The sequence below is a fragment of the Pallidibacillus thermolactis genome, assembly GCF_025660415.1.
GTDB lineage: Bacteria > Bacillota > Bacilli > Bacillales > Caldibacillaceae > Pallidibacillus > Pallidibacillus thermolactis.
On record NZ_JAOUSE010000024.1, the window covers coordinates 26,961 to 42,564 of the forward strand.

A 15,604-nucleotide genomic window follows, 5' to 3' on the forward strand; every position below is an offset into this window, starting at 1 on the left:
CATTCCATCAAATTTAATACCGCTTTTTATCCGATACAAAGAACAACGGTTTAAGGAGAAAGAATTACTTGGAGATGAATGGCAAGGAGGGGAATATTTCTTTGTCTTTGCAAACGACTTTGGTCTACCACACTATCAATCATACCCAAGGACAAAATGGATACGTTTTTAATACGAAATAAATTCCGCCCTCATGATTAATACATAGCTAACAAGTTATTGTCTTGAACTATAATAGCTTTGGCAGAATTTCTTATCTCCATTTTTTTATTCGTCACCTTAATTACAAAATTTCAATAATTCTGATATTTTACCGTAAAACGATAAGAAGGGGGGTTTTTAGTGTGATTTAATTCAAAAAGTAGTCCTTTTTCTTTTTTACCCTCATTTCACCTAGAAAATGGAAAGGAAAGGCGAAAAGAAAAACAAAGAAAAAAGGCATAAACCCTTATGGAATATGCCTTTTGCTGTAGTGATTCCGAGTGGACTCGAACCACCGACCCCCACCCTGTCAAGGTGGTGCTCTCCCAGCTGAGCTACGGAATCATAATATTTAATTAAGACAATTATAAATATAATGGATATCTCAATCGTTGTCAAGGGGGATTTAAGTTTTAATTCTTTTATTTGTGAGATTAGATATTTAATGTCTTGATGATTATTTTTTGTAAATTCTTTAAACCATTACTGGTTTCAGATTATGGATAAATTTAACTCCTTTTTAAGAATAGAAAATTATTCTTTACATGTAGTAAAAAAAGGGCTATTACAGCCCCATCCATATTATAAATTACTGAGAAATTGTTCCTCTGGAAATCTTTAAGTATTGTCCATCGGAAACATTTACAGCGTATCTACCATTAAAGATTTCGTTATCTATTATTTCACTTTTTCCAACAGGCCCACTCATGATAGCAATATATCCTTCACCATAACTTTCGATAACGTATTCTCCTGCAGGAATATCCACACCAACTTTATACCATGCTCCATCTTTGTAATCTGTTTTATCATTTAAAATTTCATATATTTCTTTAGCGCTACTTACTCCTAAAGTATCAAAATCATTTAGATTAATTAGAACGGCATCTGTTTGAATATTACCTGCACCATGCACATACACATATCCAAAACTATCAAAGTTTTCATTATCGATAATATTTCCAGCATCATCTTTTTCGACAAAATATTGTCCGCTACCTTCAAAAGTAACAAATGCGTATTCTCCAGCTGGTACAAATACAACCTAGGATTCTAGATGCTTCAACATAACTTATACATTGATTTCAATTATCTTCATTGTCAGAATTATTTTTAACTAATATACAAATCTATATTCCTAGCATAATAGCAATCCTTACAGCCTTTATCCTTAAGAAACTAGCAAGCTTTAGTCAGTTAAAAGATTCCTTATAGGTTAGCAATGGTAAAAAAAATCCGTTTATCAAAGTAGCCAGTCTTGTTCCAATAAAGTAAAAGAGCATGAAAATACATATACGGCTTGCTTTTTAAGTATGCCGTTTCATCGACTTCCCTTTATCTCATCTTTGAATGATTGAAATAAGGACAGTAAATTTTTGATCATACATCAATTACAAACGTAAAATATACATAAATATGATTCGTAAGAAACGTGGGATCCATTTTTCAAGGGTTTCACGTTTTTTTGTCTTTTCGTAATTGGAATTAGCCACTAGCTTACAAAAGTGTAATATACATGTAATTTAATTCGATAGTAAACAATGTCGGTATTCATTAAAGTAAAACTAGCAAGGAAATTTGTTTTTCTAGTATTAAAATAACAAGGAGAGATCAACATTGAAAAAAATAATGAAAACATTGATCGGAATCATTCTTTTTTTGACGATTATCATCGCAGGAATTTTTACGATTATACCAAAAGAAGATCGAGATCATATTAACCCTTTTATACCTAAAGAACAGGTGTATGTCCAAATAAATAAAGCTCCTGTTTCAAATGGTCCGAGATATGAATATACGCTCACCGGTTATAATAAAGATGGCGAAGAAAGAGAAGTAACATTTAGTTCAGGAAAAGTACTAAAAGAACAGGCTTATTTAAAAATCACCGCAAAAGGTTCTTTTGTTGAAGAGTGGGAAGAAGTGCAAGGTATAGAGTTACCTGAGAAAGTTAAACATAGGTTGAGTGAATAAATAAAATTTTTTCGGGTGAAAATTCTCTTGCTATAGAATATAGTATTGGAGGCAATTCATAAAAAGTTATGAAATTGCCTCCTATTGTTTTCCTTTATATTTAATAAAAAGAGACTGTTTTGGTTTTTGGTTATTTATTGCTGAATCTTCTGATTGAGATTTAACTTTTGTTATATTTTTATTTTGATTTTGATTTTTCTGTTTAGATTCAACCATCTGCATCAACTTTATAGCTTTCTTTGTCTGTCTTACCGATCTTTTTCTGTTGCTTCGTTTTGAACGTCTTGTATTTCTGATGGTGACATTTGTTTCTTCATTGCTTTTTTGAGGTTCTACATTTATTTTCTTGTTTTGTTTTCCATTTTTTATTTTGTCCTTTTGAACGCTAGGATTTGATTGTTGACTAGATTCAGTTTTTTTAATGTTTTGCTTTGAATTAGTCGTGTCAATGTTTTGTTTTGCCTTGTTTTGATCACCTATCGTTTTATTGTCTTGTTTTGCCATATCCTTATCGATACTATATGGTTTGTATTTTTCAAAAGTAGAGTTGGCCATGTTATTCTTTTGGATTTCATTTTTACGGACTGATGCTTCTGTACGGTTTGTGTGCTGAGATTGATGCTCGATAGAACTTGTTCTATTTGCTTCTTGTTGTTCAATTGGTTGGTTAATTTTATTGTTAGTATTTGACCCATTATGATTTGAGTTTCCACTTTGATTGTAGTTATTCCCGTTTGCATTGTTATTAGTTTCCTCACTAATTGTCCTTGCATTGTTGTTCTTTTCTTGATTCATGCTACTTGCATCATCATTACTTTGTATTTCATCAGAAGCGTTATTTAGTGCATTTGCGGTCGTGTTATATCCAACATAATCTTGGTCTTGATTTTGTTGTTTTTCTTGTAAAGATCCATTTTTCTTTGTTCGATTTCTTATGAAGGCAATGCCTAATAATATAACGGGTATAATCATTTGAAACGGTAAATGAAGATATAGTGGTGTGGTTTCTATTCCAACTTGGATAAGCTCAGAATGGTTACTTGCAATTGCCATGGAAAAAAATAAAACAATTGTTGCGAAGGGGATGACAATAGGTTTATAATCATCCAAATTGATTAATTCTTTAGTTGCCATGACAGCAACATAAAAAAATAAGACGATTTTAAAAAAATTTCCGATAAATATTAAAATTAATAGCATCACATCAAGTCGTTCAATGAAGTCCATAAATCTAATAAGCTGAACTGTTCGTAATAAAGGAAATACCGTATTATTATATAGATCTGGCCCTAATACAGCTAAATTAACCAAAACGTTAACGGTAAAGATGCAACCTACTGTAAATATTGCTAAGCTACCAATTGTTCTGCCGTATTTTCGGTTTTTTAAATAAGGAAGGATAAATAAAAAGACGATTGTATGACCATATGGGATGTAGATTGTGTTTGTGAAAATGGTGGAGAACACAGGTCCCCATCCATTCTCTAATATCGGTTGTAAATTATTTATTTTAAAAATTTCAGAAAAGGGAAGCACGATAAGCCAAAAAACAAAAATGAGACAAATGACTGGAATACTCAACAACGCTGTACGAGCAATTACTTCAATTCCTTTAATAGTTGCGTAAATGACTAATAATAATATCATTGAGTTAATTATGATTATTGGTGTTCCAAGATATGCGATCGTTATCATTAAATCTCCGAAATGTCGTAATTGTTCAGAACAAATATAAATAAAGTAAATGATATATCCAAATGAAATAATTTTTCCTAAAATTTTTCCAACAATTTTATTAATATAAGTGGAAGGAAGCTCCGTTGGATAATAGGTATACAGTTTGTAATAAATCATAAACATTAAAATGCCGAAGAAAGCACTGATTAAAACGACGATCCAAGCATCCCTTCTTGCACCACTAGCTAGAGGAATGGTAAGGTAGATACTCATATGAAATATAATGATAAGAATAAAAAATTGAATTCTATCGATTTTTGTTTTTTCCATTCTTTTCAACGCCCTCATTGATAAACATCTGATTTTGTTTTTAAACCAGTCAAGCGGAGTGAAGCATCTACATTTATTTTAATTTCAGCTGTTGGTAAAATATCATCATTCCAATGATCTTGAACCTTTTTCCAATATTTTGGATGAGATATACGTATATGATCACCGAAGGAAAAAACATCGGTTTTATACTTTTTACCTAACTTGATCGCTTCGTTGATTTCATTTTTGATTACTTTTTCTAGTTCAGATTGCAATTTAATAAATTCTTCTTCTCTAGATAAATCAAGGTACGTATTTACTTCGGCGACGTTTCCTTCTGCTTTGAGATTAATGGTAATAATTGGTTTGTTGTTTTTTACCTCAGTCTTAATTTGACTATTAGAGCGGAGGATTTGAATACTAATTGCCCCTTTTTTATCTGCCCAATCAATATTTACTGCTGGTTGACTAGTATTTCCTAATATCCAGTTAATGCCTCGCGCTGCTGCACCTTCTGCCCAAGTGACCAGCTTTTCGTTTTTAAACAAAGCAATCGAATCGGCATGTATGGTTGAGAGTGGTTTTTGATTCAAGATATTTTCAGAACTTTTTGCTTTTTTTCGGTCTCCTTCTATCTTAAATCCACTTATAATGGGTAAATTACCATTTGAAATGAGTTCACTTACGATATCATTTATGTTTGTCTTAGTAGTTTTTCCATATAATTGTTCAGAATACTTTAATGTTTTTTGGATTTTATCAGCATTGATTTGATCCAAAGGTGTTAATACATTTAGTAAGTCTTCAGCAGACGAATCCTTGGCAATTACTATGTCCGCTGTTGGACGAAATTCTGGACTACGAGTCAAGATATCTAGTACATCACGAATTCCCTTCCTAGCTAACTTTTCACTAATGACAACTAAACTAGTATGGGCGTAATACAGTCGCCTAGAAACTTGTTGGGTTGTAGCACGATTGGCGGTAAAAAGATTATCCCCCTCGCTTTGATAGATGACTGTCGCTGGACCAATAATTCCTGATTTTTGTGGTTCTCCGGCGACGTTTTTCGGATTAATTAATTGGAAGGATAATTTATAAGGTTGCTTTTCTCCTTCATCAATACCAATTGCAATAACGAAGGCAATATCCGTTAATTCTCGGTAACTCCAGCATCCCGAAAGTAAAAGCGAAGTACAGACGATATTTATTATGAAGAAGTAATGCTTTTTACTCTTCATCGAATCATCCCTTTTCGGAATTTTTATTTTTTCCTTTGTCCGATTGTTGTTCACTATTGACTGCGCTTACCCGTTTTGTATTTTTCTTAGCTATCATTTTTGGCCTATATTTATGGTACATTAAAGGAAGACGAACAACTGTATCACCAAGGCTTCTGACCGTTACCGGTGCAAAAGGTTCCATATAAGGGACGCCAAAAGAACGTAAACTATTTAGATGAATACACATAAACATTAATCCGCAAACGATCCCATAAATGCCCATGACAGCGGCCAATGTCATTAAGATAAAACGTATAATTCGTGTAGCTATTGCCATATCAAATGAAGGAATAGCGAAATTTGATATAGCGGTTAAAGAAACAATAATTACCATTGCTGGGGAAACAATATTAGCTTGAATGGCGGCTTGTCCAATCACAAGTGCGCCAACAATAGAAACAGCTTGTCCGATCGCTCTTGGTAATCTACTTCCTGCCTCACGTAGAACTTCAAATGTGATTTCCATTAGTAATGCCTCAAAGTAAGCCGGAAAGGGAACGGCCTCCCGTTGAGCAGCAATAGCGATAATTAATAATGTTGGTGCCATTTCTTGGTGAAAAGTTGTAATAGCTACATACGTTGCTGGTAAAATCATTGCAATAAAGAAAAGAGCGATACGTAAAAAACGAAGGAAGATGATAATATCGAATCGAGCATAATAATCATCGACCGACTGGAAAAATTCCAAAAAAAGTGCAGGTACGGTCAAGGCAAAGGGTGAACCATCAACAAAAATCGCAACTCTACCTTCCATCAAGTTTGCCGTAACTACATCCGGCCTTTCTGTATAATAAATGGTTGGAAATGATGTAAATACCTTATCTTGGATAAACTGTTGTAAAAAACTAGCATCTAGAATTTGATCTATGTCAATTTTATTTAGTCGTTGTCTCACTTCTTCTACGATTTCTTCATTGGCAATTCCATTAATATACATAATACGAATATCGGTTTGAGAGACTTTTCCGATTGTAAATGATTCGACCCAGAGATTTGGATTTCTAATTCTTTTGCGAATGAGACTAATATTAGTTACGATTGATTCGGTAAAGGAGTCCTTCGGTCCAAATATGGATACTTCTTTTTGAGGCTCTGTAATCGAGCGTTGTTCTCCGCCTTGTGTACTCGTAATTAATGCACTTTTTGCACCGTCTAAGAAAATAACTGCCTTACCTGTTAATAAATATTTAAAGATTGCAGACCAATTTGAAACCCGTTTAACATGTGAAATTGGTAGCAGTTTTTTTTCGATTTCAGTTAAGATTAATTCTGCACTGCTATTTGTAAGTTTGTCATCTTCTTGTCTAACTTTTTCTTTTATATATTCTTCTATTTTCTCATGAAACGGCTGTGTCATTAATGAGTTTAAAATAAAATCATTGATGAGTTGAGTATCGACTAATCCAAGTGTTGTAACTATTGTTGATTTTATAGTGTATCTTTTACCGATTTCGATTTCTCGATAAAGGATATCGGGACTATTACCTGTTACTTTTTTTAAATAATCAATGTTTTCCTCAAGGCTTTGTTTTAATTGTTCATATGGAATATCAAAAGCAGTTCCGGCCAATTCCTCTAATTTTTCCATTTTTGTTTGCTGCTTTTTATTTTTATCATTTTTCCTCTTCTTTGTTTGCCTTGACCAAAATCCCATATGAATCCTCCTAAAATGGAAACAGTCGAATATATGTGGTAATTGCTGGTTTATTATTTCATTATTTGTATATTGCTGGAACATTATGCAAAAGAAGGGATAATAACATTCCCTATACAAATAATAAATTAGAATCATTGTATGAGGTGAATGCATTATGATGATAAAGATATTTGGAATCTTTTGTTTGATTTTTATTGTTTTATTAGGAGTATCTATTACCATTGATTTTTTTACAGGAGATGAGTTATCTAAATCAATTATGAATCGGGTAAATCCTTTTCCTTTAAGTAATCCGTTAAAAGTCATTATTTTTTCACTATTTTTTCTTTATTATTTTGTTGAACGTATAATAAAAAGCAAAAAAAAGACAATGGACTCCAACGGATAGGTCGGTTAACTCAAAAATCATTGCAATCTTACTATTAGCAAGGTAAAATTTTTCTGTAGATAAGAAAGTGAGGTCTACGGACATGTAATATACGTTTTTAATTTATTCAGAGAACGGATACGTAATTTTGAAAGATAGAAAGGATAATTTATATGAACAACTTTATAGAGGAAGTCAAATCTCGACGGACATTCGGGATTATTTCCCACCCGGATGCAGGGAAAACGACTTTAACCGAAAAATTATTATTATTTGGTGGTGCGATTCGGTCAGCCGGTACGGTAAAGGGGAAGAAGACCGGGAAATTTGCAAAAAGTGACTGGATGGAGATTGAAAAGCAACGGGGGATTTCGGTTACATCGAGTGTGATGCAGTTTGATTACAATGGTTTTCGTGTCAATATTCTAGATACACCAGGTCACGAAGATTTTAGTGAAGATACGTATCGGACCTTAACGGCCGTTGACAGTGCCGTCATGGTTATCGACTCTGCTAAAGGGATTGAACCGCAAACGATTAAATTGTTTAAAGTTTGCCGTATGCGTGGAATTCCGATTTTTACTTTTATTAATAAATTGGATCGAGTTGGAAAATCCCCATTGGAATTAGTTGCAGAATTAGAAGAAGTGCTCGGCATTGAAGCATATCCGATGAATTGGCCAATTGGGATGGGGAAAGAATTTTTAGGAATTTATGATCGGTTTTATAAACGAATTGAACAGTTTCGAGTAGACGAGGATGAACGTTTTATTCCGTTAAATGCAAACGGTGAAATTGACGGAGATCATCCAATAAAGCAATCAAGTTTATATGAACAAGTTTTAGAAGAAATTGAATTATTAGATGAAGCGGGAAATGAGTTTTCTGAGGAAAAAATTGCGAAGGGGACGCTAACACCTGTATTTTTTGGCAGTGCGTTAACAACCTTTGGTGTTCAAACCTTTTTAGAAACCTATTTAAAATTTGCGCCGGAACCCCAACCTCGTCATTCAGATCAAGGTTATATTGATCCGTTAAACGAACAATTTACTGGCTTTGTTTTTAAAATTCAAGCGAATATGAATCCTGCTCACCGTGATCGAATTGCCTTTGTCCGTGTTTGTTCTGGAAAATTTGAACGGGGGATGAATGTGACCCTGGCACGGACAGGTAAATCAATGAAGTTATCCCAATCCACACAATTTTTAGCAGAAACTAGAGAAACGGTAAACGAAGCAGTTAGTGGTGATATCATCGGTTTATACGATACTGGCACCTACCAGATTGGCGATACGATTGTGGGGGGTAAACCAATAATACATTATGACCCACTTCCACAATTTACCCCTGAGTTGTTTGTTCGAGTAAGAGCGAAAAATGTAATGAAGCAAAAACAGTTTCATAAAGGGATCCATCAGCTTGTCCAAGAGGGAGCTATTCAATTATTTAAAACGAAGTATGAAGATTATATCATTGGTGCCGTCGGTCAGTTACAATTTGATGTTTTCGAACACCGGATGAAAAACGAATATAACTCTGATGTTATTATGGAACATTTAGGTTCAAAAATTGTACGTTGGGTTGAAGATGATACAGTGGATGAAAAATTGAACAGCCAACGAAGTATGCTTGTTAAAGATCGGTTTGATAGAAATGTATTTTTATTTGAAAATGATTTTGCCTTAAGATGGTTCCAAGATAAAAATCCAGATGTGAAGTTATATAATCCGATGGATAAGTATACAAGATAATTGTGAAACTTTGATAGACTTGAACATAGTATGAAATTGAAAGCCATTTTGTGTTGAATATGAGTGCGTTCATCAATAGGTGAGCGCACTTTTATTGTTTATTGATCCAATCTTTGGAGAGGTGAATGCGGAATTTTGGTGGTAGAGCTGAAAAAATGTGGATGAACGCAGAAAATTGTTTGGTGCAGAAGAAAAACTGTTTTCAAAGGGAGGATGAACGCAGAAAATGGCTTGGAGCAGGCGAAAAAGTGTTTTCAAAAGGAAGATGAACGCAGAAAATGGCTTGGAGCAGGCGAAAAAGTGTGTTCAAAAGGGAGATGAACGCAGAAAATAGCTTGGAGCAGGCGAAAAAGTGTGTTCAAAAGGTTAATGAACGCAGAAAATAGCTTGGAACAGAAGAAAAAGTGTTTTCAAAGGGAGGATGAACGCAGAAAATGACTTGGAACAGAAGAAAAAGTGTGTTCAAAAGGTTAATGAACGCAGAAAATAGCTTGGAACAGAAGATAAACTGTTTTCATCGAGGAGATGAAAGCAGAAATTTGGTTCGAGCAGGCGAAAAAGTGTGTACAAGAGTGGAATGAAGGCAGAAACTTTGACGGCAACAGAAGAAAAAATGTTTTCATCAGGGTAACGAGCATTAAACAAGTATGGTACTTTTTGTCAAACCAAATAATATTGAGGCAAGTCTAGTGACTGCCTCATACGCCATACTTTCTATTATTGTTGTTGATTATTTTGATTTGCAAATTGAGCTTGTGCTTGTTTGACTAATCGCTTCGTAATTTCACCGCCAACTGAACCATTGGCCCGTGAAGCCGTGTTACCACTTAAAGTAACACCGAATTCTTGTGCGATTTCATATTTCACCTGGTCTAAAAATTGCTGTACACCAGGGACTAATAATTTATTTGAAGAACGTGCCATGTTCTCACCACCTTTACATCGGTATACCATTATTATGGAACAAGGTGAGAAAAACATAAGTGGGAACTTTTGTATAAATGATATTGCAGAAAGTGGTTACTTTATATTAATATAGGTTGGACATATTATATAAACTAATTGATGAGTTAGTAAGCGAGGAATCGTTATGTGGGATACAGTCAAAAATTTTTTCTACAATTTAAGTCCAACCCGAATTATTGTGGGATACTATTTGCTAACGGTAACTTTTGCAACGATTTTACTTAGTTTACCTATTGCAAGACAACAAGATGTGCCATGGTCGTTTATCGATTCGCTTTTTACAGCGGTTAGTGCTGTTAGTGTGACAGGTTTAACCACCGTAAGTATTGCAGACACTTTTACGCCTACAGGAATTATTTTTCTTATCATCATCTTACAAATCGGTGGAATTGGTATTATGGCTTTAGGTACATTTTTTTGGTTATTATTTCGTAAAAAAATTGGCTTAAAAGAACGGCAACTAATCATGACCGATCAAAATCAAATAAAATTTGCTGGTGTTGTTAATCTAATGAAGCACATCTTAATAATTTTTTTCTTAATCGAAGTGATTGGTGCCTTTATTTTAGGGCTTTACTATTTGCGTTATTTTTCAAGTTGGCATGACGCATTGTTTCATGGCTTATTTTCATCGGTCAGTGCCACAACAAACGCCGGATTCGATATCACCGGTTCATCTGTAAAACCTTATGCTGGTGATTATTTTGTACAATTCATTCATATGTTATTAATTATTTTAGGTGCCATTGGTTTTCCAGTCTTGATTGAGGTTAAAAACTACCTACAAAAAAGACGAACGGTTTATCACTTTAGTTTAACAGCGAAAATTACAACTGTAACGTACTTTTTACTAGCAATTTTTGGGGCAATGGTATTTTTCATCTTTGAATTTAGTAAATTTTTATCAGAAAAAAATTGGCATGAATCGTTGTTTTATTCTTTATTTCAGTCTGTATCCACTCGTAGTGCCGGGCTAGTAACACTGGATTTACAAGAGTTATCTACTGCAACTTTATTACTTTTTGCTATTTTAATGTTTATCGGTGCCTCTCCAAGTTCGGTTGGTGGTGGAATTCGTACGACGACTTTTGCTCTAAATATTTTGTTCTTTTTCCAATTTGCCAAAGGAAATCGAATCATTAAGGTTTTTAAACGGGAAATCCACGAAGAAGATTTGTTGAAATCCTTTGTCGTAACAGCTTTTGCAGTGCTACTTGTTGTTACTTCCGTCATCCTTTTATCTTTTACGGAGGATGTTTCTCTAATTGCGATCATATTTGAAGTTTGTTCCGCCTTCGGAACATGTGGCATGTCACTTGGAATTACAGATGATTTAACGATTTTTGGTAAGATACTCATCATGATACTAATGTTTATCGGTCGTGTAGGTATCGTCTCCTTTATGTTTATGCTTGGCGGAAAGGAGAAAAAGGAAAACTTCCATTATCCGAAAGAAAGAGTTACGATAGGATGAAATGAATTTAAATAAAAAAGGTCTGATTCTTTTATTAAAAAAGAACCAGACCTTTTTTTTATCAAGTTTATGAGAATAATCTCCGATTTAAAGTTTGAAATAAAATTCGCCAGTTCATTATTTTTAACTCGATTATCGGTTGCATTAACGTTCGAACCAATTTACTGGATAAAATATAAGTGAGTAATAACGAACCGATTAGAATTAAAATGAGTGAAGGGTGATTGTCGGCAATCCATTTCGGTATATCCAATTCCCGGAAAAATTTAATGACAAAACCATGTAATAAGTATACATAAAGTGTATATTGACCAATTTTTGTATAATTGTATTTCCTTGTTGGCACGAGGGACCAAAAACTAATGACAGTTAGAAAACTAATACTATAGATAAATAAGCGACCAAGCCAAGCGAAATGGGTAAGGTTTTCTAATTCGCTATATGGTTTGGAACCGAATAACCATTCATAATCCCATGTTGGAAAGTGGAAAAATAAACCAAAGGTTATCAATAACACGAGGCTTGACGGTATCATCATACGTTTTCTTTTTAATTGTAAGAAATGTTCTCGTTTTAAAAAATAACCAAGTAAAAAGAAAGGGAAGAATACAATCGTCCGCGATAAACTTAAAGTCGTGTTAATAAAATCAAAATAGCCGACAACAATTCCTAGCGTAATCGTAAAAGCAATCGCAAGCTGAGGTCTCCAGTTTTTAAATAATGGTAACAGCATATGCCAACAAAATAAACTAATTAAAAACCATAACGACCATTGTGGATTTAATAGATCAAACGAGAACTTATTTTGATCCAACAAAAAGTAGTAATAGATTGTATAAATCAATTGGAAAATGATATAAGGCACCAGTAATTTTTTCATTAATTTTAAAATGTAACCTTTTTCAAAATACCCTTTCGCAAAGTGACCTGAAACTAAGATAAAAGCAGGCATATGAAATGCATAAATCGTTTTATAAATCGCAAGAATGAGCTCATTATCTTCAATAAATTGCCGTATAAAATGTCCAAAAACAACAAAAAAGATTAGAAAGAACTTTCCGTTATCAAAATAATAGTTACGTTCTCCTGTCATTGGAAGTCCTCCTATATCACTTCTCTAATAATAAGTGTAAGGGACATATAATTATCTAGCAAATTAATATTATATTACTTTTTTTACAAAAGAAAAGTAGATAGATGTTATTGTTACTAAGGTTACAAAATATGCATAAATTCAACATAACAATCCAAATTTATTAAAAATTCAAAACATAAATAGTTGTAAAATATAATATAATAGATTAATTTAAAGATAGGTAAACATAAATATGATAAAATTTGGAAAATTGGTTATGTTACGAAAGGAAAATTTTCCATTTATGGCGTATTTCCTTAAATAGGAGAGGAGGGAGTGTCGTGGAACAATTGAACCAATCCTATTATTTTGAATTAAAAGATCGCGTTGCCGAACTAGAAGAAGAGAAGAAATTGTTAGAAGAATCCCTTGAGGCGATTCAAAGCATTTATAAACAAATGGAAAAGCCGATGATTTTATTACATAAAAAGGATAAAAAAATAATTGATGCCAATCCGGCAGCGTGCGAATTATTTCAAATGACACGTAAACAATTGTTAATGAAGTCTTTACATGAATTTTTATATTTAGATCCGAAGGACATCATTGACAGTCAAGATCAAATTATTCGTGAAAAAGGCATATTACGAGATGAAATGATCTTAGAGTTAAAAGATGGCACAATTAAAAATATCGTTTTCCATGCTTTTGCAAATATTAGGGAAGATGCTGATTTATACATTTTGAGTGAAGTGGATACACCGATCAAAATGCTTGAATGGGAAAGAACAATGCATCTACATTCTTTTAGTAATTTATTTTCTCAAATTATTGATGGACTGATTATGTTTAATAATGAAGGGAAAATTGTTCAAGCGAATCCAGCATTTTGCAATGTTGTTGGCATTAAGAAAGAAGAATTGATAGGAAAAAGCTTTAAAACATTTATTCCAAAAAGAGATCTGGAAAAATATAAACGTTGTTTTCAAAAGTTGTGCAAAGAAGGGTCTTTTTTTGGTGAAATCCGTATTCAAGTGAAAAACAAAATAAAAAAATTTGAAGTATCGGTTAGTTCAAATGTTTTTCATGGCTTATATATGGCGATATTACGAGATATAACAGAAAAACATGAAATGGAAAAGAAAATTCTAGAAAGCGAAAGAAAATTCCGGAAAATATTTAACGGAGCCATGAGTGGGATGATGATTTGGAAAGATGCAGAGGATTGCGACGATAAACCAATCATTATTCAAGAATTAAACGAGACAGCAAAAAATCTATTTCAGTTAAAAAATAAAAAGGATTACACAGAACAATTAAAAACGATCAAACTTACCAATCAAAACAATTTGAGTTTATTAAAGGCCATACAATGGGTTGCTCATAAAAAATTAAACCTTTGTACATATGAAGTTGAATTGAATAATGGTACACGTAAATCGATTGAGATGTTTTCGAAACGTAACATACTACCAGGAATTCATTTGTCCGTTTTCCATGATGTAACCCATCGAATTCAAATGGAGGAACAATTAAAAAAATCTGATACGCTCAATATTGTTGGTGAACTGGCAGCTGGAATTGCTCATGAAATACGGAATCCGTTAACTTCCTTAAAAGGCTTTATTCAGCTATTAAAAGGGGATATTAACGGATATGATACGTATTTCAACATCATTATGTCTGAATTAGAACGCATTGAATCTATCGTTCATGAATTTCTTGTATTAGCAAAGCCTCAAGCAATTAATTATAAATATTTTAACGTTATCAAAATAATGCAAGAAACCATTGATCTATTGTCACCACAAGCATTAATGGATAATGTCGAACTTCGTACGTATTTTAAAGAAAGAGAGATGAATACGTACTGTGAGCCCAATCATATTAAACAAGTTTTTATTAATATTGTAAAAAATGCAATTGAGGCAACAGTAGAAAATTCGACAAGTGAAAAAATCATTCATATTTCCATTCACCAAACAGAGGATCATTGGATTAAGGTAGTGATTCAAGATAGCGGAAAAGGTATATCTAAAGAAAAATTAAAACGGCTCGGAGAACCTTTTTACACGACAAAGGAAAAAGGAACCGGTCTTGGTTTAATGATTAGCTATAAAATTATAAAAGAACATGGTGGGAAAATTGAAGTAGCCAGTCAAATGAATAAAGGTACGACATTTTCCATTTATTTACCAATCAATCAATCATGAAAATTGTAGAATAATCATTGTTTTTGTCAAAAAAAAGTTATTATCGAACTTTGTCTACTTTTGCCGATTCCCTTTACTTTCAAATATAAATCTGGTTAAATTGCTAAAGAGTGTGTTTGAGGATGAAGGTAGAAGTAGGAGGATTAGTAGTGAATACGGAAAAAAACAAACAAGATCTTGAGGAACAAATCAAAGAAAAGAGAAATGAAATGATTGCCATTGCAGAAAAATATGGGTTTACTGACGAAGAAACATTAAAATCGAGTCAGGAGTTGGATATGCTTTTAAATAAATATATGCGTTTTTTTCGTAAACCATTAATAAAAGATTATCCTCAATTTGAATTTCATGTGAATAATGAAAAATACACCATTTTAGTTTAAACATATCCTTTCGATAATGGCATTAAATTCATCATCAAGATCGTATCATATGAAAAATGAATGTGACATTTTGTAGATTGCCCAATTCGCTTCTACCACAAAGAGTTTACAAAAATAGAATTGGACAATCTTTTTTATTTTTTGAATTGGCTCTGTTAAAGTTTAATGTTGATATTGAATAAAAAAATTTAGAACTTCCAATTATTTGGAAGTTCTAAATCATAGTATTGCCTTCTTCGACTAAAGTCCCCATTAGCAGAAGAAGGACCAA

At 33.0% G+C, this 15,604-nt stretch carries 12 protein-coding genes and 1 tRNA gene; 6 read left to right on the forward strand and 7 right to left on the reverse strand.

What is annotated here, in order from left to right; translation table 11 throughout:
* Nucleotides 1-473: 473 nt before the first annotated feature.
* Nucleotides 474-546, reverse strand: a tRNA-Val gene (locus OEV82_RS08920).
* 244 nt (nt 547-790) lie between these two features.
* Nucleotides 791-1,117, reverse strand: a complete 327-nt coding sequence (locus tag OEV82_RS08925; RefSeq protein WP_263061650.1) for a hypothetical protein — start codon at nt 1,115-1,117, stop codon at nt 791-793.
* A gap of 701 nt (nt 1,118-1,818) precedes the next feature.
* Between OEV82_RS08925 and OEV82_RS08930 the strand changes: the two genes are divergently transcribed.
* Entirely contained in the window at nt 1,819-2,175 is a 357-nt protein-coding gene (locus OEV82_RS08930) for a YxeA family protein (protein WP_263061651.1), read from the forward strand.
* An 81-nt stretch (nt 2,176-2,256) separates the two neighbouring features.
* On the opposite strand, the gene OEV82_RS08935 is transcribed toward OEV82_RS08930, so the two are convergent.
* Genes OEV82_RS08935 through OEV82_RS08945 form a run of 3 tightly spaced genes read right to left on the reverse strand, consistent with a single transcriptional unit; the run spans nt 2,257 to nt 7,101 of the window.
* Nucleotides 2,257-4,182 carry a GerAB/ArcD/ProY family transporter gene (locus OEV82_RS08935; protein ID WP_263061652.1) on the reverse strand — a complete coding sequence of 642 codons (1,926 nt, stop codon included), beginning with the start codon at nt 4,180-4,182 and terminating at the stop codon, nt 2,257-2,259.
* Nucleotides 4,183-4,196: 14 nt separating this feature from the next.
* Nucleotides 4,197-5,405, reverse strand: a complete 1,209-nt coding sequence (locus OEV82_RS08940; RefSeq protein ID WP_173662087.1) for a Ger(x)C family spore germination protein — start codon at nt 5,403-5,405, stop codon at nt 4,197-4,199.
* A gap of 4 nt (nt 5,406-5,409) precedes the next feature.
* Nucleotides 5,410-7,101, reverse strand: coding sequence for a spore germination protein (locus OEV82_RS08945; RefSeq protein WP_263061653.1), 1,692 nt, complete (start codon nt 7,099-7,101; stop codon nt 5,410-5,412).
* Nucleotides 7,102-7,644: 543 nt separating this feature from the next.
* Between OEV82_RS08945 and OEV82_RS08950 the strand changes: the two genes are divergently transcribed.
* The gene (locus OEV82_RS08950) at nt 7,645-9,222 is read left to right on the forward strand and encodes a peptide chain release factor 3 (protein WP_173662089.1); all 1,578 of its coding nucleotides are present in this window, start codon (nt 7,645-7,647) and stop codon (nt 9,220-9,222) included.
* Nucleotides 9,223-9,347: 125 nt separating this feature from the next.
* Nucleotides 9,348-9,491 carry a hypothetical protein gene (locus tag OEV82_RS08955; protein WP_263061654.1) on the forward strand — a complete coding sequence of 48 codons (144 nt, stop codon included), beginning with the start codon at nt 9,348-9,350 and terminating at the stop codon, nt 9,489-9,491.
* Nucleotides 9,492-9,939: 448 nt separating this feature from the next.
* On the opposite strand, the gene OEV82_RS08960 is transcribed toward OEV82_RS08955, so the two are convergent.
* Entirely contained in the window at nt 9,940-10,146 is a 207-nt protein-coding gene (locus OEV82_RS08960) for an alpha/beta-type small acid-soluble spore protein (RefSeq protein WP_173662091.1), read from the reverse strand.
* Nucleotides 10,147-10,312: 166 nt separating this feature from the next.
* Between OEV82_RS08960 and OEV82_RS08965 the strand changes: the two genes are divergently transcribed.
* Nucleotides 10,313-11,662 (forward strand): TrkH family potassium uptake protein, encoded by a 1,350-nt coding sequence (locus OEV82_RS08965; RefSeq protein ID WP_263061655.1) that lies wholly within the window; start codon nt 10,313-10,315, stop codon nt 11,660-11,662.
* A 67-nt stretch (nt 11,663-11,729) separates the two neighbouring features.
* On the opposite strand, the gene OEV82_RS08970 is transcribed toward OEV82_RS08965, so the two are convergent.
* Nucleotides 11,730-12,755 carry an acyltransferase family protein gene (locus OEV82_RS08970; protein WP_263061656.1) on the reverse strand — a complete coding sequence of 342 codons (1,026 nt, stop codon included), beginning with the start codon at nt 12,753-12,755 and terminating at the stop codon, nt 11,730-11,732.
* A gap of 323 nt (nt 12,756-13,078) precedes the next feature.
* Here OEV82_RS08970 and OEV82_RS08975 point away from each other — a divergent pair, with 323 nt between their 5' ends.
* Both OEV82_RS08975 and OEV82_RS08980 read left to right on the forward strand, forming a co-directional pair.
* Nucleotides 13,079-14,950 carry a PAS domain-containing sensor histidine kinase gene (locus tag OEV82_RS08975; RefSeq protein ID WP_263061657.1) on the forward strand — a complete coding sequence of 624 codons (1,872 nt, stop codon included), beginning with the start codon at nt 13,079-13,081 and terminating at the stop codon, nt 14,948-14,950.
* 149 nt (nt 14,951-15,099) lie between these two features.
* Nucleotides 15,100-15,333, forward strand: a complete 234-nt coding sequence (locus OEV82_RS08980) for an aspartyl-phosphate phosphatase Spo0E family protein (protein ID WP_263061658.1) — start codon at nt 15,100-15,102, stop codon at nt 15,331-15,333.
* The last annotated feature ends 271 nt before the right edge of the window (nt 15,334-15,604 follow it).